The organism is Streptomyces yerevanensis (assembly GCF_000716805.1).
Lineage (GTDB): Bacteria > Actinomycetota > Actinomycetes > Streptomycetales > Streptomycetaceae > Streptomyces > Streptomyces flaveus.
This window is the reverse complement of record NZ_JNWJ01000015.1, coordinates 14798-39781: the sequence shown is the minus strand read 5'-3', so window position 1 is coordinate 39781 and position 24984 is coordinate 14798. Positions and strand designations below refer to the sequence as shown.

The 24984-nt window shown below is 69.9% G+C and carries 29 protein-coding genes and 1 tRNA gene; 6 read left to right on the top strand and 24 right to left on the bottom strand.

Translation table 11 applies throughout. The features are described from left to right. Positions 1 to 79: 79 nt before the first annotated feature. Positions 80 to 1537: an aminopeptidase P family protein gene (locus OP79_RS17860; protein ID WP_106972419.1), complete on the bottom strand. Its 1458-nt coding sequence runs from the start codon at positions 1535 to 1537 to the stop codon at positions 80 to 82. A gap of 108 nt (positions 1538 to 1645) precedes the next feature. Then, positions 1646 to 3094, bottom strand: coding sequence for a PP2C family protein-serine/threonine phosphatase (locus tag OP79_RS17855; protein WP_078491851.1), 1449 nt, complete (start codon positions 3092 to 3094; stop codon positions 1646 to 1648). Between the two features lie 533 nt (positions 3095 to 3627). Here OP79_RS17855 and OP79_RS17850 point away from each other — a divergent pair. Together OP79_RS17850 and OP79_RS17845 are read left to right on the top strand one after the other, a co-directional pair. Continuing rightward, positions 3628 to 4293 carry a bifunctional DNA primase/polymerase gene (locus tag OP79_RS17850; protein WP_033321236.1) on the top strand — a complete coding sequence of 222 codons (666 nt, stop codon included), beginning with the start codon at positions 3628 to 3630 and terminating at the stop codon, positions 4291 to 4293. 56 nt (positions 4294 to 4349) lie between these two features. Further along, positions 4350 to 4910, top strand: a complete 561-nt coding sequence (locus OP79_RS17845; RefSeq protein ID WP_051744725.1) for a hypothetical protein — start codon at positions 4350 to 4352, stop codon at positions 4908 to 4910. Between the two features lie 275 nt (positions 4911 to 5185). On the opposite strand, the gene OP79_RS17840 is transcribed toward OP79_RS17845, so the two are convergent. Then, the gene (locus tag OP79_RS17840; protein WP_033321235.1) at positions 5186 to 6187 is read right to left on the bottom strand and encodes a DUF5926 family protein; all 1002 of its coding nucleotides are present in this window, start codon (positions 6185 to 6187) and stop codon (positions 5186 to 5188) included. Between the two features lie 129 nt (positions 6188 to 6316). Beyond that, the gene (locus OP79_RS17835) at positions 6317 to 6859 is read right to left on the bottom strand and encodes an ATP-binding protein (protein WP_033321234.1); all 543 of its coding nucleotides are present in this window, start codon (positions 6857 to 6859) and stop codon (positions 6317 to 6319) included. On the opposite strand from OP79_RS17835, the gene OP79_RS58040 reads away from it, so the two are divergent. Beyond that, positions 6816 to 6941 carry a hypothetical protein gene (locus tag OP79_RS58040; RefSeq protein ID WP_268979219.1) on the top strand — a complete coding sequence of 42 codons (126 nt, stop codon included), beginning with the start codon at positions 6816 to 6818 and terminating at the stop codon, positions 6939 to 6941. The two genes, OP79_RS17835 and OP79_RS58040, sit on opposite strands and share 44 nt — an antisense overlap. A 102-nt stretch (positions 6942 to 7043) precedes the next feature. Here the strand turns inward: OP79_RS58040 and OP79_RS17830 are convergent, their stop codons facing one another. Further along, a complete protein-coding gene (locus OP79_RS17830) occupies positions 7044 to 7856 on the bottom strand; it encodes a glycerophosphodiester phosphodiesterase (protein ID WP_033321233.1) in 813 nt (270 codons plus the stop codon). A gap of 329 nt (positions 7857 to 8185) precedes the next feature. On the opposite strand from OP79_RS17830, the gene OP79_RS17825 reads away from it, so the two are divergent. Together OP79_RS17825 and OP79_RS17820 are read left to right on the top strand one after the other, a co-directional pair. Further along, the gene (locus tag OP79_RS17825; protein WP_033321232.1) at positions 8186 to 9637 is read left to right on the top strand and encodes a S1C family serine protease; all 1452 of its coding nucleotides are present in this window, start codon (positions 8186 to 8188) and stop codon (positions 9635 to 9637) included. Positions 9638 to 9695: 58 nt separating this feature from the next. Continuing rightward, a tRNA-Ser gene (locus OP79_RS17820) sits at positions 9696 to 9782 on the top strand. Between the two features lie 135 nt (positions 9783 to 9917). Here OP79_RS17820 and OP79_RS17815 read toward each other — a convergent pair. From OP79_RS17815 to OP79_RS17735, 18 genes are all read right to left on the bottom strand, one after another. Further along, positions 9918 to 11294, bottom strand: a complete 1377-nt coding sequence (locus OP79_RS17815; protein ID WP_033321231.1) for a tyrosine-type recombinase/integrase — start codon at positions 11292 to 11294, stop codon at positions 9918 to 9920. 61 nt (positions 11295 to 11355) lie between these two features. Beyond that, complete coding sequence (locus OP79_RS17810; RefSeq protein ID WP_033321230.1) at positions 11356 to 11541, bottom strand: helix-turn-helix transcriptional regulator; 186 nt, start codon at positions 11539 to 11541, stop codon at positions 11356 to 11358. Positions 11542 to 11697: 156 nt separating this feature from the next. Beyond that, the gene (locus tag OP79_RS17805) at positions 11698 to 12948 is read right to left on the bottom strand and encodes a DUF3631 domain-containing protein (protein WP_033321229.1); all 1251 of its coding nucleotides are present in this window, start codon (positions 12946 to 12948) and stop codon (positions 11698 to 11700) included. After that, positions 12945 to 13127, bottom strand: coding sequence for a hypothetical protein (locus tag OP79_RS17800; protein ID WP_033321228.1), 183 nt, complete (start codon positions 13125 to 13127; stop codon positions 12945 to 12947). Before OP79_RS17800 ends, OP79_RS17805 begins: the two co-directional genes overlap by 4 nt. 188 nt (positions 13128 to 13315) lie before the next feature. After that, the gene (locus OP79_RS17795; protein ID WP_033321227.1) at positions 13316 to 14224 is read right to left on the bottom strand and encodes a bifunctional DNA primase/polymerase; all 909 of its coding nucleotides are present in this window, start codon (positions 14222 to 14224) and stop codon (positions 13316 to 13318) included. Then, entirely contained in the window at positions 14221 to 15027 is an 807-nt protein-coding gene (locus OP79_RS17790; RefSeq protein ID WP_033321226.1) for a deazapurine DNA modification protein DpdA family protein, read from the bottom strand. Before OP79_RS17790 ends, OP79_RS17795 begins: the two co-directional genes overlap by 4 nt. Beyond that, entirely contained in the window at positions 15024 to 15320 is a 297-nt protein-coding gene (locus OP79_RS17785) for a hypothetical protein (RefSeq protein WP_157857324.1), read from the bottom strand. Before OP79_RS17785 ends, OP79_RS17790 begins: the two co-directional genes overlap by 4 nt. An 89-nt stretch (positions 15321 to 15409) precedes the next feature. Further along, the gene (gene ssb / locus OP79_RS17780; protein ID WP_033321224.1) at positions 15410 to 15862 is read right to left on the bottom strand and encodes a single-stranded DNA-binding protein; all 453 of its coding nucleotides are present in this window, start codon (positions 15860 to 15862) and stop codon (positions 15410 to 15412) included. Positions 15863 to 15866: 4 nt separating this feature from the next. Continuing rightward, positions 15867 to 16037 (bottom strand): hypothetical protein, encoded by a 171-nt coding sequence (locus tag OP79_RS56005; RefSeq protein WP_169786203.1) that lies wholly within the window; start codon positions 16035 to 16037, stop codon positions 15867 to 15869. A gap of 20 nt (positions 16038 to 16057) precedes the next feature. Beyond that, positions 16058 to 16510 (bottom strand): hypothetical protein, encoded by a 453-nt coding sequence (locus OP79_RS17775; protein WP_033321223.1) that lies wholly within the window; start codon positions 16508 to 16510, stop codon positions 16058 to 16060. A 169-nt stretch (positions 16511 to 16679) separates the two neighbouring features. After that, positions 16680 to 18728: a plasmid transfer protein TraB gene (gene traB, locus OP79_RS17770; protein ID WP_106972416.1), complete on the bottom strand. Its 2049-nt coding sequence runs from the start codon at positions 18726 to 18728 to the stop codon at positions 16680 to 16682. Positions 18729 to 18740: 12 nt separating this feature from the next. Beyond that, positions 18741 to 19304 (bottom strand): plasmid transfer protein TraA, encoded by a 564-nt coding sequence (gene traA / locus OP79_RS17765; RefSeq protein WP_033321222.1) that lies wholly within the window; start codon positions 19302 to 19304, stop codon positions 18741 to 18743. Between the two features lie 19 nt (positions 19305 to 19323). Beyond that, positions 19324 to 19824 (bottom strand): hypothetical protein, encoded by a 501-nt coding sequence (locus OP79_RS17760; protein ID WP_033321221.1) that lies wholly within the window; start codon positions 19822 to 19824, stop codon positions 19324 to 19326. A 212-nt stretch (positions 19825 to 20036) separates the two neighbouring features. After that, positions 20037 to 21047, bottom strand: a complete 1011-nt coding sequence (locus OP79_RS17755) for a hypothetical protein (protein WP_157857323.1) — start codon at positions 21045 to 21047, stop codon at positions 20037 to 20039. 4 nt (positions 21048 to 21051) lie between these two features. After that, positions 21052 to 21438, bottom strand: a complete 387-nt coding sequence (locus tag OP79_RS17750) for an RRQRL motif-containing zinc-binding protein (protein WP_033321219.1) — start codon at positions 21436 to 21438, stop codon at positions 21052 to 21054. Further along, positions 21438 to 21767 carry a hypothetical protein gene (locus OP79_RS17745; RefSeq protein WP_033321218.1) on the bottom strand — a complete coding sequence of 110 codons (330 nt, stop codon included), beginning with the start codon at positions 21765 to 21767 and terminating at the stop codon, positions 21438 to 21440. The genes OP79_RS17750 and OP79_RS17745 overlap by 1 nt, the downstream gene beginning before the upstream one ends. Next, complete coding sequence (locus tag OP79_RS17740) at positions 21764 to 22057, bottom strand: hypothetical protein (RefSeq protein WP_033321217.1); 294 nt, start codon at positions 22055 to 22057, stop codon at positions 21764 to 21766. The genes OP79_RS17745 and OP79_RS17740 overlap by 4 nt, the downstream gene beginning before the upstream one ends. A gap of 527 nt (positions 22058 to 22584) precedes the next feature. Then, on the bottom strand, positions 22585 to 23364 hold the full coding sequence (locus OP79_RS17735; protein ID WP_033321216.1) for a GntR family transcriptional regulator: 780 nt from the start codon (positions 23362 to 23364) through the stop codon (positions 22585 to 22587). 58 nt (positions 23365 to 23422) lie between these two features. Here OP79_RS17735 and OP79_RS17730 point away from each other — a divergent pair, with 58 nt between their 5' ends. Next, positions 23423 to 23851 (top strand): NUDIX hydrolase, encoded by a 429-nt coding sequence (locus OP79_RS17730; protein ID WP_033321215.1) that lies wholly within the window; start codon positions 23423 to 23425, stop codon positions 23849 to 23851. A 245-nt stretch (positions 23852 to 24096) separates the two neighbouring features. Here the strand turns inward: OP79_RS17730 and OP79_RS58535 are convergent, their stop codons facing one another. Beyond that, positions 24097 to 24771 (bottom strand): DUF6082 family protein, encoded by a 675-nt coding sequence (locus OP79_RS58535; RefSeq protein ID WP_425428578.1) that lies wholly within the window; start codon positions 24769 to 24771, stop codon positions 24097 to 24099. Positions 24772 to 24984: the final 213 nt, after the last annotated feature.

Genomic DNA, 24984 nt, shown 5'->3' with positions numbered 1-24984 from the left:
CGGCCATCACTCTCGTATCAGCCCTTATAGGGAGGCCATTTCGGCCCCGCGTGACGTACTCATGCGTACGCGGGAAAAGTCAGCCCTTCAGGGACGCCATCCACGCCTCGACCTCGTCGGAGCGGCGCGGCAGTCCCGCCGAGAGGTTCTTGTTGCCGTCCTCCGTGACCAGGATGTCGTCCTCGATACGGACACCGATGCCGCGGTACTCCTCGGGCACGGTCAGGTCGTCCGCCTGGAAGTACAGGCCCGGCTCGACGGTCAGGCACATGCCCGGCTCCAGCGTGCCGTCCACGTACGTCTCCGTCCGTGCCGCCGCGCAGTCGTGGACGTCCAAGCCGAGCATGTGACCGGTGCCGTGCAGCGTCCAGCGGCGCTGCAACCCCAGCTCCAGCACGCGCTCCACGGGCCCTTCGACCAGACCCCACTCGACGAGCTTCTCGGTCAGCACGCGCTGCGCGGCGTCGTGGAAGTCGCGGTACTTGGCGCCCGGCTTCACGGCCGCGATACCGGCCTCCTGGGCCTCGTACACGGCATCGTAGATCTTCTTCTGGATCTCGCTGTACGTGCCGTTGACCGGCAGCGTGCGCGTCACGTCCGCCGTGTAGAGCGTGTGGGTCTCCACGCCCGCGTCCAGCAGCAGCAGGTCCCCGGAGCGGACGGGACCGTCGTTGCGCACCCAGTGCAGCGTGCAGGCGTGCGCGCCGGACGCGCAGATGGAGCCGTAACCGATGTCGTTGCCCTCGACCCGCGCGCGCAGGAAGAAGGTGCCCTCGATGTAGCGCTCGCTGGTCGCCTCGGCCTTGTCGAGGACCCGTACGACGTCCTCGAAGCCGCGCACGGTCGAGTCGACGGCCTTCTGCAGCTCGTCGGCCTCGAACGCGTCCTTGACCAGCCGGGCCTCGGAGAGGAAGACCCGCAGCTCCTCGTCGCGCTCGGCGGTCACCTTGTCGGTGAGCGCCGCCTCGATCCCGGCGTCGTAACCGCGGACGACACGAACCGGCCCGGTCGCCTCGCGCAGCTTGTCGGCCAGCTCGCGGACGTCGGCGGCGGGGATGCCGTACAGCTGCTCGGCCTCGGCCAGGGAGTGGCGGCGGCCGACCCACAGCTCGCCGTGGCCGGAGAGCCAGAACTCACCGTTCTCCCGGTCGGAGCGCGGCAGCAGGTAGATCGTCGCCTTGTGGCCGTCGCCCTTGGGCTCCAGGACGAGGACGCCGTCCTCGGTGAGGTTGCCGGTGAGGTACGCGTACTCGACGGAGGCGCGGAAGGGGTACTCCGTGTCGTTCGAGCGAGTCTTCAGGTTGCCGGCGGGAATGACCAGCCGCTCGCCCGGGAAACGCGCGGAGAGCGCGGCGCGGCGGGCGGCGGTGTACTCGGCCTGGGGGATGGGCTCCAGGCCGTGCAGCTCGGTGTCGGCCCAGCCGGACTTCATGCTCTCGGCCAGCTCGTCGGACACGCCGGGGTACAGACCGTTCTTGCGCTGCTTGATCGGCTCCTCAGCTTCGTCCGTTGTCTCCGGAGTGAGCTCTTCGGCCACGGTCATCCTCCTAGATACGGCACTGGACCCCCTCCATCGTACGGTCGTACGGAAGGGGGCCCAGGGAGTCGGAATTCCTTTTACACGGCCTACGGGCTTACGGGCGACTCACTCGAAGCGTGCCGCAAGCAACACCACGTCCTCCCGGCCGTCGGCCGCGTCGAGCTCCTCCGGAAGTACCGTCCGCAGCACATGGTCGGCGAGCGCCCCCGGGTCCGCACGCAGTGACCTGGGCACGTTCGTCGCCGCCGCGTGCAGTCGCGCGAAGGCCCGGTCCGTGGGGTCGCCGGTGCGCTGCAGCAGACCGTCCGTGTACAGCAGAACCGTCTCTCCTGGCGCTGCCTGGAACTCCACGCTCGGCGCCTCCCAGCAGGCGAGCATGCCCAGCGGCGCGGACAGCGACGTCTCCACGAACTCGGTACGCCGCTCACTGATCAGCAGCGGCGGGCTGTGCCCGGCCCCGGCCATCGTGATCTTGCGCGAGGCGGGCTCGCAGTACGCGAACAGGGCGGTGGCGCTGCGGGCGGGCTCGGTCAGCCTGAGCAGCAGTTCCAGGTCGGACAGGACGGCGACGGGATCCTCGCCCTCCATCACGGCGTACGCCCGCAGGGACGCCCTCAGCCGTCCCATGGCGGCCACCGCGCTGGGCCCCGACCCCGTGACGGACCCGACAGCGAGACCGAGCGCGGTGTCCGGCAGGGGCAGCGCGTCGTACCAGTCGCCGCCGCCGCGCGGACCGGTGCGATGCCGGGCGGCGAGCTGGACGCCGGAGACCCGGGGCAGCCGCGAGGGAAGCAGCTCGCCGGTGATCGTCGTCATGCACGCGCGCGTGCGTTCCAGTTCGACCAGCCGGGCCAGGTGTTCGGCCGCGTACCGCGTGTACAGACCGACGAGGTGCCGCTGCCGCTCGACCGGCTCGGCGGGCTCGTCGTACAGCCAGACGGCGGCGCCGAGGCGGCCCGCCGTCTCGGTGGACAGCGGGAGCGCGTAGCTCGCGGCGTAGCCGAGCCGGGCGGCCACCTCGCGGTGACGCGGGTCGAGCCCGTCCTCGGAGAACAGATCGGGCTGTGTGATCTCTCCCTCGCCGCCGGGCAGTCCGTCCAGGATCTTCCCGTACGACATGCAGCGGCGCGGAACCGTCTCGATATGACCGAGATCGGCGCGGGCGAGGCCCAGGCCGATGGTCGTGTCCGGGCCGAGGCCGTCGCCCGGCTCCATGACGACGAGACCGCGCCGGGCACCCACGAGGGCGGCTCCCGCGTGCAGAAGTTCATGAAGTGCGTCACTCAAGGACGCCGTGCGGACCATCCGCTCGGTCAGTTCGTGCAGCGTCGTGAGATCGGACACCCAGCTGGCGAGACGGTCCTGGAGAACGGCTCCTGGGGGGTTTGGAGCAGAGGCCGAAGAGGTACCCGAGGCGGCAGGCGCGGGCGCGACAGTGTGTGTGGGGCCCGGAACCGTTGAATCGATTCCAGCCACTTTCGGAAGGTGAGGGGCGTTCATGGCGCCCGGCTTTCCGACCGGTGCGTATTGCTCAAAAACATCGCAAACCCCCATGTCATTCTGCGCCGCTAGCAGTGTCTCCACATGTACACGTACTCGTCAGGGGATGTCCAGCATTGTCCTGCTGAGATTCCTGGTGTCTGTGGGAAACTCGAGAAAGGCAAAGTTGGCTTAAAACCGCCTCGGGTTACGGTGTATTGCGGTCGACTGGCCTTGTTCGACGGAGCGTCACAGCGGTCGTGATGGGTACGTACTCGGTGAAGGCCAGGGGTGGTTGGGCTCGTCCCGGAACCTGGCGACGGACCCGGGCGTCTTAACCACCGACGACCGTGCCCCATCCTCCCGTGACGGAGGCGGCAAGCAATACGCGGGACAGAATCGCCAGGCGCCGCCACCCCCACGCCATGCCCATGCTGTTGATAGGCGCAGTATGGACGCGGACGCAGCCAGTGCTCGGCCCATAGGGGTTCCCCTTGTCCTGGACAGGGGTGTGATGCGCCAGTAGGTACGCACAGTGAAGTGATCGACACATGATGTGATGTGGTCCTCGGTGTTGCCAGGCGTGCAACGGAAAGGAACGAGCGCTCATGCGCGAGATCCTCGGAAGGCGACGCAGGCTCCTTTCCAGGCGGAACAATGGAAGGCCTGAGATGCTCGGCGCGGCCCTGACATTCGCGACCGCATGGCAGTGGCCCGTGCTCCCCGGTGTCGCGCCGGACCCGCAGGGGCGGGTCGGCTGCGGATGCCCCGATCCCGAGTGCACGGTTCCAGGTGCCCACCCCTTCGACCCCGCCCTTCTCGCGGCCACCACCGACGAGCGCATGGTGCGCTGGTGGTGGACGAACCGCCCCACGGCGCCGATCGTCCTCGCCACCGGCGGCCAGGCCCCGTGCGCGGTGAGCCTGCCGGCGCTCGCCGCCTCCCGCGCGCTCGGGGCGCTCGACCACATGGGTATGCGCCTCGGCCCGGTGGTCGCCTCCTCCACGCGCTGGGCGCTGCTCGTGAAGCCGTACTCCTTCGAGCAGTTGGGTGAGTTGCTGTACGCCAAGGACTTCGTGCCCGGCTCGTTGCGCTTCCACGGTGAGGGCGGCTATCTCGCGCTGCCCCCCTCCGAGACCGGACAGGGCCAGATCCGCTGGGAGCGGGCGCCGCTGCCCGGCTCGGCCGCGCCCTGGGTGCCCGATGTGGAGGCTGTCGTGGACGCCGTGGTGGAGGCCCTCACTCGTCCGGGTGTGAGCGCACCCGAGTTGTAGGGGAATCGGGCGCGCGGCGAACCGAACAGCCCTTCTTGGTCGTTATCGTCCCTTTCATGCTGCGCTTCTCCGGGGGGCGACCCCCGGGCTCCCGAAGAGTTCGTCTGCCGGCGCTGACGGGCGTCGGCGCGCTCGCGGCCGCGCTGCCGCTGGCCGTGACCTCCGCCGGGCCCGTGGACGACAGGAGTCCCGCGGCCGTACGTACATCCGAACGGGTCGACGACAAGGCGGCCGCATCGCGGCCCAGCCCGGTCAGGAGTCCGCTGTTGCTCGGCCGGGATCTCGTCGGCACCGCCCGCTGCGGACCCGAACTCTTCTCCTCCGACGGCATCGAGGCACAGACCTGCGTGCTGACCCAGGGGCGGGACACCTGGGCGCGCACGTACTACCGCAACGCGACCGGCCACGACCTCACCGCTGTACTGACCCTCATGGCACCCGGCGGCCGTACCGTCCGGATGCACTGCGCGGTGGGCGCGGACGACGAGCCGGGGGCGTGCGAGACACCTCGGGAGCGCACGATCGGGGACACGCGGGCATACACGGCGGTCGTGGAATTCGCGGCGGACACCGAGGGGCCTCTGCTGCTGCGCTCGGGGAGCGACTCCGCCACGTAGATGGTCAACTCGCCTGCGGGGAGGGCCGGTTGGGACTCGCTCTGAGGGCGGGCCGGGATCCGGAAACGCAAAGACCCGGTTGCTGGCGACGGGGGATGCACCAGCAACCGGGCTATTGAACGGTAACAAGAGATCGGCGGTTCGCAAATTCGATCTCGGCTATTCGGAGACCGATTTTCCTGCCACGACAGAGAGTTGTGACAGGAGTCACCGATTCCGCGAGACACCTGGCGGCTGACCGGTCGGTCAGCCGCAGACGGGGTGTCGAACGGGCGTCAACTCAGCGTCACCTGGCGGTTGGTGAGACCGCCACGCGCCCGGCGCTCGTCCCCGGTGAGCGGTGCGTCGGTGGCCAGTGCGGTGGCGAGCCGCTCGGCGAATTCGGCGGCCGGCTTCTCGATGTCCTCCGCGGTGACACCGGTCGGCAGATCCCAGACTGGCACCGTGAGGCCGTGCGCACGGAAGGAACCCACGAGACGGGTGCCTTCTCCGAGGCTCGACCGGCCGGCCGCGTGCAGCCGCGCGAGCGCGTCCAGAAGCTGCTCCTCGGCGTGCGGCATGACCCAGCGCAGATGGTTCTTGTCCGGGGTCTCGCACCAGTACGCGGCGTCGACGCCCGACAGCTTCACGGTCGGGATGGCGGCGGCGTTGGCGCGCTCCAGGGACGCGGTCACGTCCGGAGTCGCGTTCTGAGAGTCCGGGACCCAGAACTCGAAGCCCGAGTGCACCACGGGCTCGAACGCGCCCTTGGGGTCGAGGAGATCCTGCAGCCGCGGCCCTCCCCCAGTCTCGAATCCGGTCGACCGGGAGGTGCCCCCACCCGGGGCGCGCCGGCCCTGGATCGGAGTGCCGGGCTCGGCGGTCAGTGCTCGCTGAAGGGTGTCGGCCAGGTCGCGGCTGATGTCGCCGGAAGAGGCGTCGTTCTGGAGGCCGATCATCACGGAGCCGTCGTCGCGGCGCAGCGCGGGCCACGCCATCGGCAGGACGGTCGCGAGCGTGACCGAAGGAACACCCTCCGGGAGGGACTCCTTGAGCGTCAACTCGACCGTGGCCGCGGGCACCAGCTCGCGCAACGCGACCCAGTCGCACTCGCCCGGCAGCCCCTCGAAGGGGCGCTGCACCAGCTCGGTCACGGCATGCGACGCGCTCCGCCCGTGACACGCCTTGTAGCGGCGGCCACTGCCGCAGGGGCAGGGCTCGCGGGCTCCCACCACAGGGATGTCGCCGTCCTGCGGCCGCGGCTGCCTGGCCTTCGTCTGGGATCGCTTCTTGGCCATCGTGGGTTTCTCCCGGTTACGGCGTCTCTCGTACGGGCGCGAGCCTAGCCGCTCGTACGAGGACCGACGGGACCCTGTGGACAACCTGCCGAGTCGTCCCGGAACCGGCGCTTCGGTCCAGCCCGCGCTTCAGTCCAAGTCGTCGAAGGAGTTCCCGAAGTCCAGGTCGGGTATCGCGGACACCGGCGGAGCTGTGATGCGCGTGGCGAAGTCGTCGCGCCGGTGCTCCGTGTGTCCGTTCTTCTGGACGACCACCCACACCGTGACCTCGCCCTGGACGTCGTCCCTGACGCCCCAGTCGTCGGCCAGTGCGGTGATGATGTTCAGCCCACGGCCGCCGCGCGCGGTGACCGAGGGCGTGGCCGGAACCGGGCGGGTCGGACCACCGCCGTCCGTCACCTCGACGGTCAGCCGTCCGCCCGGATCAACCCGCCATGCGGCCCGGACATCGCCGTCCCCCGCCAGCGCGTCGCCCAGCGGCCGGCCGTGCCGGCACGCGTTGCTCAGCAGTTCGGAAAGGATCAGTACGGCATCGTCGATGACCGCTTCCGCCACGCCACCGGTGCGCAACTGATCGCGCATCCGCTGTCTTGCTTCCCCCACGCCCGCAGGGCCATGGGGTACGGCCATGCTCGACGACGTGGGCACCTCCTGTGCCACCACCAACGCCACCCCCGAGACCTCCTTCGCCCCACGCCACGGTGTGGATGCCCCCCTGGACTGGACCGGAAACCGGCCGATGCACATGCAGTGACGCACTCGTAACCGTCGAACACGGACCGAACGCGCCGGAGCACTCCCCGTAAGCACGTGGCCGGATTTCGACGGTCTGGCCGAGGTCTCGGGACCTCGCAGGTCAGCGGCCCAGTCGGCGCAGTACCGCGCGCGGGCGGTTGGTGATGATGGCGTCGACACCCAGCTCGACGCAGAGATCGACGTCCTCGGGTTCGTTCACGGTCCATACGTGAACTTGATGACCGGCCCGCTTCAGGCGCTCGATGTACAGCGGGTGGTTGCGCACGATCCGCATGGACGGACCCGCGATCCGGACACCCACGGGCAGCCGCCCGTCGCGCAGCCGGGGCGAGAGGAACTGGAGCAGATAGACCGTCGGCAGCGTCGGGGAGGCCGCCCGTACGCGGTGCAGCGAGCGTGCCGAGAAGCTCATGACGCGTACGGGCGACTCGGCTGCGGAGGCCGGGGCGTCCAGGCCGAAGCGCTTCAGGAGGTGCAGCAGGCGTTCCTCGACCTGGCCCGCCCAGCGAGTGGGGTGCTTCGTCTCGATGGCCAGTTCCACGGGGCGGCCGGCGTCGGCGACGAGCTCAAGGAGGCGCTCGAGCGTCAGGACGGACTGCTGCTCCCAGGACGGCGGCCGTTGCTGCTCCCAGTCGGGCGCCTCGTCGCGGTTCTTCCAGGAGCCGAAGTCCAGGGTGGCGAGGTCGGCGAGCTCCAGGGCGGAGACGGCGCCGCGGCCGTTGGAGGTGCGGTTGACGCGGCGGTCGTGGACACAGACGAGGTGGCCGTCCGCGGTCAGCCGTACATCGCACTCCAGGGCGTCCGCCCCGTCCTCGATCGCCTTCTCGTACGCGGCCAGGGTGTGCTCCGGGGCCTCTTCGGAGGCGCCGCGGTGGGCGACCACCTGAATCAGGTGCTGTCGTGCGTGGGTCACCGCGTCATGGTGCCACCCGCGCGCGCGTGGCTGCGTCATGGTGCCCGCGCGCGTGGGTACGCGCCAAGGGCGGTGGCCCAGAAGCTGCGATGGTTATGTCGGACTGGTCCTATATAAAGGAAGGTCGTGACTCATGAGGCGTAAAGGTAAGGTCGCGGACCCACAGGCACCGCTTATGGCGCCCTGACGTCCCGTGGGAAAAGCTGACGGCATACAAAGAAGTACATGCACAGCTGAATCGCGCCGGATCACGAACACGTAAGAGCACATATGAGTGAGCGAGACCGAGCGCGACCGGAAACAGCAGCAGTGGATCGAGAGGAAGAGCTGTGAGCACCGAGAACGAGGGCACCAACGAGGGCAACGCGGTACCCCCCGCCCCGTCTGCACCTCCTGTGCCGGTGGACGCTCCCGCTGCTTCCACGCACCCGGAGCACGGGGTTCCGCCGCGGACGGGTCCCCGTCCGGAATCCCAGGAGGGCGATCCGACGGCCGTGCTGCCCCCAGTGCCCTCCGGGGCGCCCGACGACACAAGTGCCGCCCCCGGTCCGGAAACGGGCGCCTGGCCCCCTCCGCCTCCGCCGGCCACGCCTGCGTACGCGAACGGCGGCTCGGGAGCCGGCTGGGGATCCACGTACCAGCAGCCCGCGCCCAAGTCCGGCGGCGGTCGCGGCGGCCTGATCGCCGCGGTCCTGGTGGCCGCGCTCGTCGCGGGCGGCGTGGGCGGCGGCATCGGCTACTGGGCGGCCGACAGCAACGACACCTCCACGGGCTCGACGACGGTGTCCGCCTCGCAGAGCGGCGGTGACCTCAAGCGCGACGCGGGCACGGTCGCGGCGATCGCCAACCAGGCACTGCCCAGCACCGTCACCATCGAGGCGGAGAGCGGCAGCGGCGAGGGCGGCACGGGCACCGGCTTCGTCTTCGACAAGCAGGGCCACATCCTCACCAACAACCACGTGGTGGCGGAGGCGGTCGACGGCGGCAAGCTCTCCGCGACCTTCCCCGACGGCAAGAAGTACGACGCCGAGGTGGTCGGCAACGCACAGGGCTACGACGTCGCGGTCATCAAGCTCGACAACGCGCCCGCGGATCTGAAGCCGTTGCCGCTCGGCGACTCCGAGAAGGTGACCGTCGGTGACTCGACGATCGCGATCGGCGCGCCCTTCGGTCTGTCCAACACGGTGACCACGGGCATCATCAGCGCCAAGAACCGCCCGGTGGCCTCCAGCGACGGCAGCTCCAGCGGCAAGGCCTCGTACATGAGCGCCCTGCAGACCGACGCCTCGATCAACCCGGGCAACTCCGGCGGTCCGCTCCTGGACGCGAACGGCTCGGTGATCGGCATCAACTCGGCCATCCAGTCCGCGAGCAACGGTCTGGGCGGCACCGGCCAGTCCGGCTCCATCGGCCTGGGCTTCGCGATCCCGATCAACCAGGCGAAGAACGTCGCCCAGCAGCTGATCAAGACCGGTAAGCCGGTCTACCCGGTGATCGGCGCCTCGGTCTCCCTCGAGGAGGGCACCGGCGGCGCGAGGATCACGGAGGAGGGCGCGGGCGGCGCGGACGCGGTCGAGCAGGGCGGCCCCGCCGACAAGGCCGGTCTCAAGCCGGGCGATGTCATCACCAAGATCGACGACACGGCGATCGACAGCGGCCCCGCCCTCATCGGCGAGATCTGGACCCACCAGCCCGGCGACACCGTCACCCTCACGTACACCCGCGACGGCAAGACCAACACGACCGAGGTCACCCTCGGCGAGCGGGAGGGCGACAGCTGACCCGCCACGACAGCTGACCCGTTAGTCTTGATCCCGCGCCAGTCTCCGGCCGGCGCGGGGTGGGTTGCCCGAGCGGCCTAAGGGAACGGTCTTGAAAACCGTCGTGGCAGCGATGTCACCGTGGGTTCAAATCCCACACCCACCGCGCAGGTCAGAAGCGTTGCAGGTCAGAAGGGGTGCCACTCTCCGGAGGGGCGCCCCTTCTGCGTGACCTTGTCTCACCCTGGATCGCCGGTATCCCACTTCTGACCAGCGCGTGCGGCCAACCTGCGGCCAAGAACTACGGCCCTTCCCCCTCGCCCTCGTGCTCCGCCAAACCCTGGTCGATCAGCGCGTTCATCTTCCCCTCCTCGCCGTCCAGCACCTTGGCGTAGTAGCGCTGGAGAACTGCGACGCTCTGCCCTGCGCGGCGGGCGGTCTCAGCGAGACTCACTCCGGAGCGGAGCCAGAACGACACACACGCGTGTCGCAGGTCGTACGGGATGGCGGCCAGTGGAGAGGCCACCTGCGTGGCGGTGAGCGCTTTCCTGCGGGCTTCCTTCCAGACGACGCCGTACTCCTGCGACCGGACCGGGCCCCCTCGTACGGCGCTGAACAGTCGGCCTTCGGCCGTGGTGCCGAACGTGTCGAGGTGAGCGCGCAGGATGGCGACCAGGACCGGCGGAATGGGCACTGGCCGGACCGCCCGGCGGGCACGGTGCTTCAACTGCCGTTCCTCATAGGGCTTGCCGTCATCCGTCCAGGCGGAACCTACTTGCGGCCGGGCGCCGGAAAGCAAGAGCCGCCCCCATCCCTGTTCGGGTAGTTCGCACTGGTCGGCACTCAGCATGGACACCTCTTCCGGCCGCATTGCGGCGTAGTAGATGCATGCGAAGAACGCGACCAGGTGGGCGCCGCGCGTTCCTTGCGCGCGAACCGCGTCCAGCAGGGCCCGCGCTTGTGCGGGCGTGGCGACGCTGCGTACGTCCAGCTCCTCCACCGCCTTGGGCGTCTCCCAATGCACGCGGTGCAGGGGGTTGCCGGGGAGTAGTTCCTGCTCGACTGCCAGGCGCAAGCAGTTGCTCAGCACGGCGCGACGGCGCCGGAAGGTGTTCGCGGCGGCCGGCTTGCCGTCCTGGCGCCTGGCCAGGTGTTCCAGGACCGTGCGCATGCGCTTGGCGCTATCCAGGTCGACGACGGCCGGGGCATTGCGTTCCACCCAGACCAACGCCTTGGCCTCCGCTTCCGGCGGTTCCTGGCCGTGGCGTCCCGCGTTGAATGCCCACTGGTAGAGCGCGCGGCGTAGGAGGTCGTCCTCCGGGCGGCCCTTGCCCGTGGGACACAGCGCCATCGTGGCGATGGTCAGGCTTTCCGCGATGCTCGCACGGTGCTTTGCCGCTGCGGTCGGCCACTTCCGCGCGGCGTGCGAACGAGCATGGGCGTACCAGCTCGTGCGGTTGCGCTCGCGCACCTCCGAGACGGGAAGACCGGTCTCCGTGTCGAACGGCTCGCCCTTGCGGGTCGCGGTCAGCAGCTCCGCACGTCGGGCGTCCGCGAGTGTCTTGGTTACGAACCTTTCCTGATGTTCCGTCCCGTCCACCTGCCAACGGAGTTGGAACGGAGCGGCCTTGCTCGGACGCTTCCGGACGCTCCAAATGCGCACGTCGTAGCTGTGCATCTTGCTCCCTCACGGGGAAGGGACCCCACCGTGCGGTGGGGTCCCTTCGGTCGGTCAACGGTCAGGCTGAAATCTCGTGCTTGGCCCACCACGCGTCCAGGTCGCGGCGGCGGCAACGGATCTGCCCGTTCGGCAACTTGATGAGCTTCGGTGCCTTGCCGCGGGCGCGCATGCGGTAGAAGGCGGCGCGGCTCATCTCGATCTCTTCGAGGACTTCGGGGAGCTTGAGCATCTGGGGTCGGGCCATGTTGCGACTCCTTGGCTTCAGGCCTCTGGGGGATCCGCAACATCCGCCACGCCGCAACATTGCTGGTCAGCGGCCTGTGTTTGTGGCGGACGGCGGATGTGTGGCGGATAGGTGCCGCCACGCAAGCGCGTGGCGGCACCTGTGCATCCGTGCTGGTCAGCCAGCCACCCGGAGCGGGCGCGCGTCGGTTTCCGGGGGCGTGTGGCGGATGCCAGGCAGGGGATCCGCCACACTTTCACCCCCGCTGACCTGCGGTGTGGCGGACGTTGCGGCTGTTGCGGACTCTCCGGGGGGAGGGGGGCAGTACCGCGCCCACGCGTCCTGGAGGTCTTCGGCGTAGTAGCCCTTGGGGGTGCCGGAAGAGGTGCGGATGCCGCGCGGCCTGATCGGCTTGTTCGCCGACGTGACGTACTGCCCGAGCAACTTCGCCAAGGTGCGGGAGTTGATCGGCTTGTCGTCCAGGTCGCCCCATGGTGCGTCGTCCATGCCGAGCAGGCATTCGAGGATGACGGCGGTGGGCATGCGGTCAGCACCGCAGAACACCTTGTCGCGCAGGTCGGTCAACAGCCGGATCCCGAGGGAGGCTTCGTCGTCATCCTGGGCTGCGTGGACCAGGTCCACGCATGCGGCGCGGGCCCGCTCCGGCCAGTGTCCGCCGGCCGCGTCGGCGACCGCGAGCAGGGGTTCCCACACGTCGGCCGGACGGTCGGAAACCCCTTCGGGCATGACCGGCCAGGCTTCGGCGATGGCGTCGCGGATGGTGTCGGCCCACTTCGCGAGACGGTCACGTAGTGCGTGGCCCTGCTTCTCGTGGCTGCGGCGCCGGTAGGGCTCTACCTTCTCGTTGGGGGCGCGCTTGCGCATGCGGATGATGACGGAGCGGGTCAGGATCGTGTCCGGCAGAGAGCCGAGACCGGCCATGGCGACGGCGCAGAAGGACGAAAACCATCCTGCGTTCTGGTTGGAGCCGTCCCCGACGCAGCGCAGAGCCTGCCCACCGCGCCGGTAGCCGGAGTTCAGGAAGCCGCGCACCGGCTCGTTGTCGCCGGCTTTCGGGCCGAACACGGTGTCGATCTCGTCGAAGAGCAGGGTAGGCGTACCTTCGGTGGCTTCGACCAGCCGGAACAGGGCGTTGGCGGATGCGTTGACGGTGATCGCGGCGTTCGGCGTGAGGGTTTCCACGATCTCCAGCGCGCGGGACTTGCCCGATCCAGGTTCCGGGGAGAGGAACGCGAGCCGGGCCGTGCCGTCGAACGCGTCGATTAGGTGAGCGTGTGCGTCCCACAGGGTGACGGCGACGTAGGCGGATTCGGTGGGGAAGACGTTGAAGCGCCGGTGGAACGCTTCGACCTCGTCGAGCAGGGCCGCGCCGTCGATCGGCGGCGCGGGCGGGTTGGGGCTGGTCATGCGGCGTTCCTCCCTTCCTGGGTGGTACGGAGTGGACAGAGGTCTCGGTGGGCTTCGTGGTCGGCGATCAGGGCGCGCACCTTGCGGTGGCCGATGGCGCTGCGGTCACGGCCGCACAGGCACTTCGAGGTGGCGGTGGGGGTGGCGCCGCGGGGTGCGCGGATGTGGAGCCAGGCCACGGGGAAGCGCCCGTCACCGGGCGGTGGGGTGCTCGGGGGCTGGTCTGAGGGAAGGGCTGAAAGGACGCCCTGACGGGCGGCCTTCTCTTGGCCGCACCCCGGAACTAGGGGTGACGCCGTGTCGGCGCAGTCCGGCCGGTCGGCGGTGTGGGGAGGGCATTTGGGCTGCGGGCGGGGCGGGTTGTGGTTCATGCCGTCTCCCGGGCGCGGCAGGTGCGGGCGGAGTAGGCCAGCGCGTCGCGGATCGTCGCGCGGCACTCGGCCGCCGGCAGTCCGGCCGCCTCACCGGCCACCCCAAATGCCTGCTCGACCACGTCCCGGGCGATCTCGCCCCAGACGACGAACCGCCCGATGACGATCGTGCGGGTCAACAGCAGGTGATGCCGCTGCCCCTCCGGGGCCTTCCGGACTCGCGCGGTCTCGCGCTCCAGGGCCACCTCAGCCCGGCGCGTGGCCTGCCCCGGGATGAGTAGCGGGGCGGGCGCCGCAACGGGCTTGGGCGCAGTCCGAAGCCGCGACAACAGCCACCCGGGCAGGGCCACCGCCGGGCCGTCGTCGGCCACCTCGTACGCGCCCGCGCTGGTGATGCTGCCTGCGGCCACGATGTTGCCGCCCCACGCCCGGGTGTCGACGTTCGGCGCCACGGACTTGGCGGTGCAGGGCAGATGGACACCCGGCGGCGCCTGGAAGTACAGGTGCATGCCGCCGGAGGGCGTCCGCACCGTGTAGGTAGTCGGCCAGGACACTCCGGCGCGCTCGCAGAGCGCCGCAAAGGACGTCGCGCCGTCAGGCGCGTCCGAACTGCCCTTCCCGTTCTTCTCCTTGGGTACGTCCAGGTCGACGACGACCAGGCCGGAGGGTCCGGTGGCGATGCCGACGTTGAACGCGCCCGCCGTCCACGCCGCGCGGATGCGGGCGGGGGCGGTGGTGGCGCGCTGTTCCCACTTCACGTGTCCGCCGGCGCACTCGCCCGTGTGGGGGCAGGCGCGTTCGCCGTGCAGGGCTGAACCCTTGCCGCCGGGCCGGAGCGGGTGGACGGGCCAGCCGCGGCCGGCGGCTTCCAGGGCGGCATCGAGCAGGTGTTGGCGGGTGGTCATGTGGCTGTCCTCCCGTCCAGAGGCGGTTGGTGCCATGCGGGGATCGCGCTCAGGACGCGGGTGCGCCAGCGCAGGGCGTAGGGCAGGCAGTTGGCGCAGTTCTTGTGCGTGGTGTGGCCCGGCAGCGCGGGCCGGTAGCGGGCGTGGGAGCTCCAGGCGGCGGAGTCCGCGGAGGCCAGCAGATGGCCCACCCGGGCCAGACCGAGGGTTTTGAAGCCGAAGCCGTGCAGGCGCAGCCCGTGAGCGGCCATCGCGGTGACGATGGCCGCGCCCTCACGGGTGGACTGCAAGCGGCAGACCGAGCCGAGCCCGACCGTCGCTTCTCGGGTGAGGTCGACCCCGGCGCGTTCGTAGAGCTCCCGGCAGCGCTCATAGTCCGCAACGGTGCGGCCCTGCAATACGGGGATGATCCGCAGTTCCGGAGCCATCGAGCGCAGTTCGAGGAAGTTGGCGACGGTGCGGCGCTGATGTTCGGCGACGCTCAGGTGCGTGCCCACGAAGGTGAGCGGTCCGGCCTTGCCGCCGTGGATGATGAGGTCTTCGCACATCCAGTCCTGCGGTGCAGCCCAGTCGTAGGGGCCGACGCATTCCCAGATGCGGCGCAGATCGTCGACGTACTGGCGCGGGGTGCGCGTCCAGCGGCCGTGCCGTTGGAGCTCCGAGAAGCCGCCCGAGTCGACCGCATAACGGCCGCGGGCTTCGGGGAGCTTGACGGCTTGCACGAAGTGCTCCGACTTCAGGAACAGCGGCACGTCTGTGAGGCGGACCCAATGGCGTTTGTGGGTGGTCAGGTAGAACCTCACGCGCTGCCCTCCCCATCGAGGGTGGCCAGGTACGCGCGGCCGGCCGCGGTCACCTTGACGCGGTCGGTGCGCCCGTTGCCGATGTCGATGAAGTCGGCTGCGTCCAGCGGGTGAAAGGTGCGGTCGTTGACCTTGTAGGCGGTGCCGTCCATCTGCCAGCGCCCGTACGGCGCGGAGCTGAAGGCGACACCGGCGCCGGTGTCGCGTTGGGCGATCTCGCGCAGCAGCCGCAATGCGGCCGGCGGCAGGGACACAGTCCGTTGCTCGCTGCGCGCCCATGCTGAATGGGTCATGCTGGGGGTCTCCAGTTCTCTCTTGGGATGTGCTGGAAGCCGGGGCGACCGCGATTCTTTGGCGAGAGCGGCGGTCGCCCCGGGCGTATCTAGAACGGCGGCTTGTCCATGAACTGCGAGCCCGCCGAAGCCTTGTCGGTGGCCCACGGGTCGGCGGACGGGTCCGGCTTGCTCGCGGTCTTGCCGTTGATCGTGACGGTGGTGAAGCGCAGTGAGGCGCCGATCTCGTCGACCTCGACCGCGAGCATCGAGCGGTTCTCGCCCTCCGGGGTCTTCCAGTCGTGCTGACGGATCCGCCCGGACAGCACCACCCGCGAACCCTTCGTCAGGGAGTCGGCGACGTGTTCCGCGAGGGCGCGCCAGGCGGCGCAGCGGAAGAACGTGGACGTGCCGTCCTTCCACTGATTCGCGTCGCGGTCGAACATGCGCGGGGTGGAGGCGACGGTGAACCGGGCCAGGGCCTGCCCGGATTCGAGAACCTTGATCTCGGGGTCGGCGGTCAGGTTGCCGATGATGGTGATCGGGGTCTCTCCGAACGACATGGGATCACTCGCTTTCGGGTGTGGTGGGCCGGTGGTCGGCGGTGAAATACAGGCGGGTGCGCCTGCCGTCGCGGGTGGGGTACTGGCGTGCCGGGCCGGTGTCGAACGCGTCGGCCAGGGCCTGGCCGACGCGTTCGGCGTCGTCCGGCTCGCAGATGACGCGGATCTCGAACACGTGTGTTCCTCTCGGGGTGTTTAGCCGTGGAAGTGGCTGCGCTTGATGACGGCCCTGCGGATGTTGACCGTGGTTCCGCCGTTGCGGTGGCCGGTGGCGCCGAAGATCTGCACGGCGATCCAGCCGCCGAAGATGACCGCGGCGAGGGTGATGAGTTGGGTGATGAACGCGGTCAGGGCGGCGATGAACGAGGTGAGCAGGACCAGGCCGCCGCACACCGCGCCGAACCCGATGCCGCCGAGCGCGATGTTCACCGCCGTGCGCGAGACGGCCGGCCGTGTGGCGACCGGCGCCGGAGCGGGCGGGCGGTTGAGGCTGTAGCCGGTGACGACGCGGCCGTCGGGCAGCACGATGGACTGCACGGCCGGCGGCGGGCCCGGCTGCACCGGCATCAGGGGTGCGGCGGGTGGGTCCACGGTGATCGGTTCGGGGTGGTGGAGTTCGACGGCCGCGGGCCGTTCGAGGTGGGTCACGGGGCTCCCTTCGGGACGGCTGCGGGCCCGCGCACGGAGGCGTGCGCGGGCCCGCGGGTGGGGTGTTACGAGCAGGTGTTAGGCGGTGTGAACGGCCGCTGTTAGGGCGCGTAACGCGTGTGCCTGCCTAGGGGTTTGGGTGTTAGGCGGGCGTAACGCGTTACGGGTGTCAGGCGGCCGTGAGGGCGGGGACGATGCGCCACCGGCCGGTGGCGTTGGTGGCGTCCAACCGGCCCTCCTGTGCGGCTTCCTTCAGCCGCAGGGACACCCAGGAGCGGGAGAGGTTGTGCCGGTCGCACCAGTCGGTGAAGTCCTTCGGGCCCACGATCATGCGGCCCTCGGCTTCGAACTCCGCGAGCGCGTCGGCGAACAGCCGCCGTGCTTCCTCCGGGGACGGCTTGCGGCCCGTCTCCTGCCCGAAGATCGGGGCGTCGTCGCCCTCCTCCGTGTCGGGCAAGTCGGCCTCGGGGTCGATGTGCGCGTTCTCGGGGTCGACCAGGAGTCCGCCGTGGTCCATGTCGTCCTCCTCCTCGACGGCCCGCAGCACGAGGGGCTGCGGGGTGCCGTCGTCGGTGGTGCGGCCGGTGTAGGCGCGGCCGGCCACGCCGGATGCCGCACCGGCGGTGACCGGGTCGGCGGTGGCGCCGTTGCGCTGCGCCCACGTGGCCAGCAGCTCCATGACCGACACGGCCCGGGTGGTGAACCGCCAGGTACGGCCCGGGGAGGCGTAGCGGTCCTCGGGGATGCCGGGGCTGACGACGTAGCAGTAGCCGGGCCGCCGATTGCCCCACGCGCCCGGGTGGGCGCCCTGCGCCAGCACCTCATCCGGCAGCGAGAACCCCTCGTCCCGCGCATCGCAGCCCAGCGCGATCACCGAGGGCAGCGAAGCACGGGTGCTGGTCGACATCTGGTCGTACGACGGGCGCTGAAGCGACACGACCAGCGAGATACCCGCGGAGCGGGCCTCCTGCGCGATGCCGGTGAACGCGTCATCCCCCAGCGCGCGGAGGGTGTTGGCGGCCTCCTCGAACCAGGTGACCAGGAACGGCATCCCCGCACACCCGCACGCGGTGCCATCCGTGCGGCAGGAGTGCGCCGGGTCGTTCTGCACCTGAGCCGCCTGGGGAACCCACTGCCGGTAGCCGTGGGCACCCAGCCAGCGCGTGCGGGCGGGGATGACGGCCTCGACGGCCGCCACCATCACCTCAGTGCCCGTGCCGCCCTCCACGCCCCAGTCCAGACCGGGCCGCAGGGGCGCGTAGTCCTGGAATGCCTTCGGGTCGGAGAACCACACGATCACGTCCCGGCGGGAGAGGATCTCCGTCAGCAGGTTCAGGGCGGCATCGCCCTTGCCGGACCCGGTGCCGCCCGCGATCAGCCCGTGCGTGGAGTTGCGGCCCGTTTCCGGGTCACCGGGCAGCCACATCACGAGCGGGGCGCCGTCGTCGTAGCGGCCTATCACCAGCGGATCCGCGATCGACCCGCCTAGGTTGGAGGGGCCCTCCCATTCGACGACGTCGGCCAGCATGTCCTCCGGCACGATCACCAGGTCCCCGCGCCGTTCGGAGCCGGGATCGGGGGTGTAGCGGACGGCGCTCTTCGGCAGGTCCAGGGCGGAGGCGAGGTTGCCCAGTGCCTTGGTCATGTCGTCGTTGGTCTGCTCGCCCGGGGCCAGCGCGACCGGCGCGGTCACGCGGTTCGGCTCGACCTTCGCCGTGCCGATCTGCGCCCGCGCCAATCCGACCTTGTCCAGCAGGCCCTTGTCCGAGCCTTCGCCGGTGGCGTCGGGGTTGTGCCGCATGAGCATGCGGACGTTCCACGACAGGGCCAGCGCCGGGCCGCCCATCAGGTACAGGTCATCGAGCGGCCCGGCGGTGGGTCCGGCCAGGCAGGCGGCGGTGACCCACGCCGACCCGGCGGCCACGGTGATGGCCGAGTGCAGGCGCCGCTGTTGGCTGGTCGACTTGCCGATCAGCCACGCGCCGCCGGTCAGCGCCACGGACGCCAGGGTCAGGCCGACCCCGGCGCCCGCACTGTCGGCCCACTTCCAGTGCCCGAGGGCACCGGCCAGACCGGTTCCGGCCCAGCCGAGCCACGGCGGGATGTGCGGCTTGGCCCGGTGCAGCAGGTACTGGCCGACGCCTCCGGCGTTCGAGCCGCCCTGAAGCTGGACTTCCAGCAGCTCCGCGAGCTGCTGCTGTGCGTTGCGCTCAGCCATCGAGCAACCTCCTTACTGCTGGGCCCAGTCGATGACCGGCTGCTGAGGCTTCCGGGCACGGTGACGGACGCGGTTGATCTCTTCCTCGTACTGCTGCTGAAAGGTCGAGTAGCAGGCGGCGGCGTTCTTCGCGGCGTCCCGCAGCGCGTCGGCGGACCGCTGCATCTTGCGGGCCACCTTCTGCGCCCGGATGCGGGAGCCGAACGCGCGGCCTTCCGGGTCCGGTACGGCCGCGAGGATGCCCTTGAGGATCTCGGCGGCCATGGCGACCTCGATGGACAGCGTCACACCGGCCGCCCGCAGGGTGTTGCAGTAGTTCCGTACCTGCGCCGGAGAGGTGAACTCCGGGGCAGGCAGCAGGGATTGGGAGTGCGAGCGGCCCCCGTTGGCGCGGGCCGCGCCCTTGTTGTTGTTCACGGTGACGTTGATCGGCGGGACGAACGAGCCGCCGACCGCGCCGACGAACCCGCCCGCGGCGGCACCGGCGTTGGCGAACTTGTTGGGCTTGTTGGCCGCGCCGTTGGCCCCGGAAGCGGGGCGGCCGGTGGCGGTACGGGGGCGGGAAGTGGGTGCCATCAGGCGTTCTCCTCTGGAGTCAGTGGGTGCGGCGGACGATGAGCCAGGCGGACTGCGCGGCGATCAGGGTCAGGAGCCAGACCAGCTCCAGCGGACCGGCCAGCGGGCCGAAGCCGGCGGCCAGTGCCGCCCACGCCGCCGCGACCGTGGTGAGCGCGGCCAGGGCGATGCGCCAGGCCAGCGCGGAACCGCGGGCGGGACGGCGGCGCTGAAGGATGCCGAGCCACAGCACCGGGGCCGCGGCCAGCGGGGCGAGGACCAGGCCGGACCACCAGCCCAGCAGGTGCAGGAGCGCGGTCACGACCAGGGCCAGCAGGGCGAAGCCGGTCGGGGCGAGCGAGCCGCGGAAGCGCCACAGCGCGCGCCCCAGGAAGCCGAGCACTTCGCGGGTCAGAGACGGGCGTTCGGGCACCACGACCACGAACGGCTGAGCGGAGCGGCGCCCGCGCTGACGCGGGAGACGGACGGTGTGGACACCCGCGGCCGTCTTCACGGTGCGGGTACGGGTACGGCTGGACACAGCGAAACTCCTTGGTCGGAGGGGTGGTTGGCGTGCTGTGCGGTGCGCGATGTGCCAGCTCACCGGGTCTGCGCGCCGGGTCTGCGAACATGCCGCTCGCCGGGGCTCACCGGGTCTGCTTCACTGGTGCGGTCGACTGCTTCCGGCAGTCGCGACGAAGGCCAGCCCACTAGCCCTGGGCTGGCCTTCATTGCGTCGTGCCGGACGGTTTCTTACGCTTCCGCGTCCTCCGCGTCGATCAGGGCGGCGTATGCCTTGCGCACCCGCTCTTCCTTCGCGGAGAAGCCCGCCGCGCGGTACGCGGCCAGAGCCTTCCGGTAGCTCAGCGGGGGGTTCTCGGAGTGGCGCAGCCACCGCAGGACGACCGTGAGTTGGTCCTCGGTCAGCGGCTCACCGGGCTCCGGTGTCTCGACGCCGGCCACGGCCGCCACCTCGGCAAGACCGGACCGGTCGATCGGGGCGTGTCCCGCGCCCTGCGGTGCGGGGATCGCCGGTACCGGGGACACGGGGTCGACCTGCGGGGACACAGGGGACGCACCCGGGGACACACCCGAGTCCGACCACTGGCCCAGCACCCGGGCGAGATCCTCGTCCGAGAACAGCGCCGGAACCTCTTCTGGGACGCCGGCCGCCGGGTGCTCTGTGGTGACCTTCGTCAGCTCCTCGGCCGCCTCGTGGCGCACCTTCTGGGCCTGCCCGCGAGCCTTGCGCTCCTCGCGCTCTAGGACGGCCGCCGTCTTCTGCCGGTCGACCTTGGCCCGGGTGACGGCACGGCCGATCGCCACCTGATCCCGCGTGGCGCTGCGGACGGCGTCGATCTGCTGCTGCGCCGCGGGGGAAATCCGAGTGGAATCCCGCTCCACAGCCATGATCAGCGTCGCCTTGGCGGCGGCCGGAACCACCGCTCCGATGACCGCGACGACGCCCGTCGCGTACATCAGGCCGTGCGTGAAGAGCACGCCGACCGACGTGACGAGGAAAACCCACCCGAGAACGGCGGGCAGCGTCCCTTTGGAACCCTGCCTGCGGTGCGCGGTTTCCATGGCCAGCGCGTACAGCCATACCGCGTCGTAGATACCGGCCACGGTCAGCGCGAGCGGCGCCGGAGCCTGACGGGAGAGGATCTCCCCCACCGCGTAGACGGTCCACCCCAGCGACAGGCCGGTCAGACCGACCGGCAGGCTCCAGTGAGCCGCCTTTCGCATTGCTGCCTTCCAGTCCATGTACTCACTCCATCTCTTGTTCCTGGTCATCGGGGTAGGCGCACGGGACGCACACCCCGAGCGATGCGGGGATGACGTATCCGGCGTCCGTGCGGCACTGCGGGCAGGTGCGGCGGGCGCGCATCGCCTTGGCGAGCGCGGCGGCGCGGCCCGGGGTCATCGGCCGCACGGGCTTGGCCCGGTCGAGCCGGTAGAGGTAAGCGACCAGCGGGCCGCGCCGATAGCGCGGCCTCAGCACCTGCGCCGCGATCGGTTGTCCGCCGGGGCGCAGGCCGCGGGCCCGTAACTGCCGTCTGGTCGCCAGGCCGTCGGGTGCGTAGCGCCACGGGTAGGTGGGGATGCCGTGTCGGGCGCCGGAAGGGTCGTAGCACTTGCCGAACGCCGGCGGCATCAGACCGTCGTCCCGACCAGTTGCGGGGCGGTGACGTCGCTGTAACCGACCAAGTCCACACCCGCGCCCGCATGTTCCGCGGTCGCCTTCAGGACGCGCGTACGGCCGCCGCTCTGCTCGCGGTAGGTCACGGCGTCCGGGGCGATGCCCAAGGCGTCGCGCCATGCCTCGAAGCCGGACAGGTCGTCGAAGAACGTCAGCTTCAGCCGGTCCGGGTAGATGGTGGACACCTCCACGGACGGCGCCGGCAGGTGCCCGAAGTCCGCGGCCAGCAGGCGCAGCGCCCGCAGCGGTACGGCCAAGTCATCCAGCGTCAGACCCTCACTCATGCCGCAACCCCCTTACGCGCTGTGCGGCGCAGGGCGGGACGGACCAGCGGGACCACGTTGAACAGGTCCGGGTGGTCGTCGACGACCCGCGCGGCCAGGCGGATCAGGTCGTCGGGCAGGTCGCAGAACTCGGGGTCGGCCAGGATGTCGCGGGCCGCGTCCAGACGGGCCGCGCGCTCTTCGTCCGTCTCGCCCTCCACCCCGAGCCACAACTCAACCGGGGTGCCCAGCGCCAGTTCCGCGAACTCCGCCGCGGTGACGGCCTCACGGCCGGCGACGATGCACTTCATAGGACTTCTCTCCTCACAATGGAGCGGCCCGAACAGCGGCCTTCTGGGAGCTCCCAGAAGGCCGCGAGCCGCTGTACGTCGGCGTCTCGTGCAGTACGAGCGCTCACGGACACCCGGCACACACCGCCGCGTACGGCGCGGTGTCGGGGACCGTGAGCACTGGTGCTCAGCGCGGGCTCGTACGGCCCGCGGAAGGTTCTGCGGTGTCAGATCAAGCAATGCCGTCACCGCCCCGGAGGGCGGATCCGGGCAGGTCACCCAGCCCGACATGGGCGGTCGGGGTGGTGACCCGCACCCATCGACCGCCCGTGTTCAGGCGGCTGGGTCGGCACTCTGTTGAGTTCTTCGCAGTGCGGAATCCGGGCCTTGCTTCCGGGCGCTGCCGTGCAGGCGTCGCGCATGGCAGACACCTGCACTCCTGCACTCATGTGCAGGAGTGACATGTAAGAGAGTGCCCAACTCATGTACATGAGTCAACCCGCCGCGCGAAATCGCTGCGACGGGCCGGGGCTCAGGAGTTGGGCGCTTCAGTCGCCAGCCGGGATCCGGTACTCCAAAACGAACTGGTCAGCGGCCATGAAGGTGTCGCAGACCTCGACCACCCGACCCGCCTCAGATTCCGCGTTGCGCGTCAGATGGATGATGGGCGAGCCGGGGCTCAGGCTCAGGGCGCCGATCTCCTGCTTCGTGGCCAGACGGACGCGGACCGTCTCTGACAGCTCCTTCAGCGTGTGCCCGTGCTCCTCCAGGCGGGCATAGATGCCGCCCCCGCCAGGGTTCTCCTGGAACAGTTCCGGGATGTCTTTGGCGATGTCCCACGGGAGGTAGGAGGTGGCCTCTTCAGTCGGGATGCCGTCACTGAAGTACAGGCGGCGACGCGCGAGCACCTTCTCACCGGTCGGAACTGACAGCCTCTCCGCGATCTCCTCCGGAGCGTCGACGGGCCCGACGTACAGGACGCTGACGCTGGGCTTGCTTCCTGCCTGCTCGGCCTCAGCCAGGTACGCAGCCTTACCGGCAGTGCGGTGCGACCGGCGGAACCGGTCCGAAGATTTTCGGTTCACCGGCGGGCGTCGCTTCACGTAAGAGCCCTTGCCGTGCCGGGTCTCCACGAGGCCGGTTGCCCTCAGTTCGGACATCGCCTTGCGAACCGTGCCCTGCGACGCGGCGTACTTCTTCATGAGGTCGGATTCGCTGGGTACCTGCTTTCCAGGCTCCAGAACCTTCTGTTGGATCTGCTGGACAAGGTCGTCCGCGATCTGTAGGTACCTTGGTTTCCCGGAGTTCCGGGAAGGGGTGGGCCCCATGTCCTTCAGTTCCTCCTAAGCTCCTGTACATAAGCAACGCTACCCGGAAGGCGCGTCTATGCCGCTTCACTCGGTCTCGGTCGCTGGCGTGGTTGTGCGCGATGATGGCCGCGTCCTCGCGATCCGACGCGCGGACAACGGCACCTGGGAGCCTCCGGGCGGGGTGCTCGAACTGGACGAGCGGCCGGAGGATGGCGCCGTACGTGAGGTACTGGAAGAGACGGGCGTCCGCGTCTCCGTGGAACGGCTCACGGGCGTCTACAAGAACATGAGCCGGGGCATCGTCGCTCTCGTCTTCCTGTGCCGTCCGGTCGACGGCGTGGAGCGCACGTCGAATGAGTCGACGGCTGTGGAGTGGCTGACTCCCGAGGAAGCCGAGAAGTGGATGGGTGAGGTCTACGCGGTCCGCGTGCTCGACGCCCTGGACGCGGCGAGCGCACCTCACGTGCGCGTCCACGATGGCCGCCACCTGCTCGAATCCGCCTGAGTCGCGCCCCGTGGCGTACGCCAACCCGTACGCCAACAGTGGCGTACAACCACGGCCGGCCGCGATCGCTCACACACCGCATGATCAGGGCTCACCCCGCCAGGACACGGCCTGAAAAGCGGAAGGTCGCCGGTTCGACCCCGGCCCCAGCCGCAAAGCCCTGACGAGGGAATACACGCCCGTCGAAGATCGTCGACGGGCGTGCTTTCGTGTCGGTTACGCCAACCGGTACGCCAATGGGATGATCAGTCCGCCGTTGCTGTGGTGTGAGGCTCGAAGTACTGGTTCACCGCGACCGCAGGACCGGCTGCGACCGCTGCTTGGTAGCACTCCTCCGCGATGTGAGCGAACAGACGCGCGCGGCGATTGGTACCGGCCTCTGCATGCCGGATCCACCCAGTGCGAGCCTGCTCCCAGTGCGCTCGGGCGGGCTGTCCCCGGAAGTGCTCTAGCAGGATCCCGCGTGCTTGCTGTTCCGTGGTGCGTCCCAGTGCGAAGGAATTTGCCCACCTCTGGAAGATCAAGTTGGTGAAGGCGAGTCGCTTCCATTCCTCTACGGTGACTGGATCTCGTGAGGGCTCCCAGCACGCAAACAAGGCCGGATCGCTCAGCGAGAAGAGGACCAGCTCTCTGTGAGCAGCCCGAGCTGCTTCCTCTTGAGCTACCCGAGTCTGTCGAGCCTGGTAGATCAGCGATGCCGCGACCCCGGCCAACGCGAGTGCAGATACGCCGACTGAGACGGCTCCGTACGTTTGGCTGATGTCGCTCAGCTCTGACCAGTCAGTCCGCTCGGGTGCCACTGCTCGTAGCAGGAAGGGAGTGCCGAGTAGAGAGCCCAGCAACACAAGCCCTATGGCGGCGTAGGCGCTGAAACGCTTGATGATCTTGTTGACTCTGCCGTTTGCGTTCGGATGAACCATCCTGCCCCCGCTTCAGATCAAGACGCAGACCTGGGGACATGGTTGCAGGACGAGATCAAGAGATGACAGGTCTCGGCACGGCTGGGTGCCGGGACCTGTCGTCGAGCCAGGCGCCGACGCCAACGACGGCGCACCCGCGGAGCCGCGCCAGGGCACGGCCTGAAGGGCGAGCGGTCGCGGCGAAGTAGCAGGCGGCGAGTGGGTCTGTGGCCA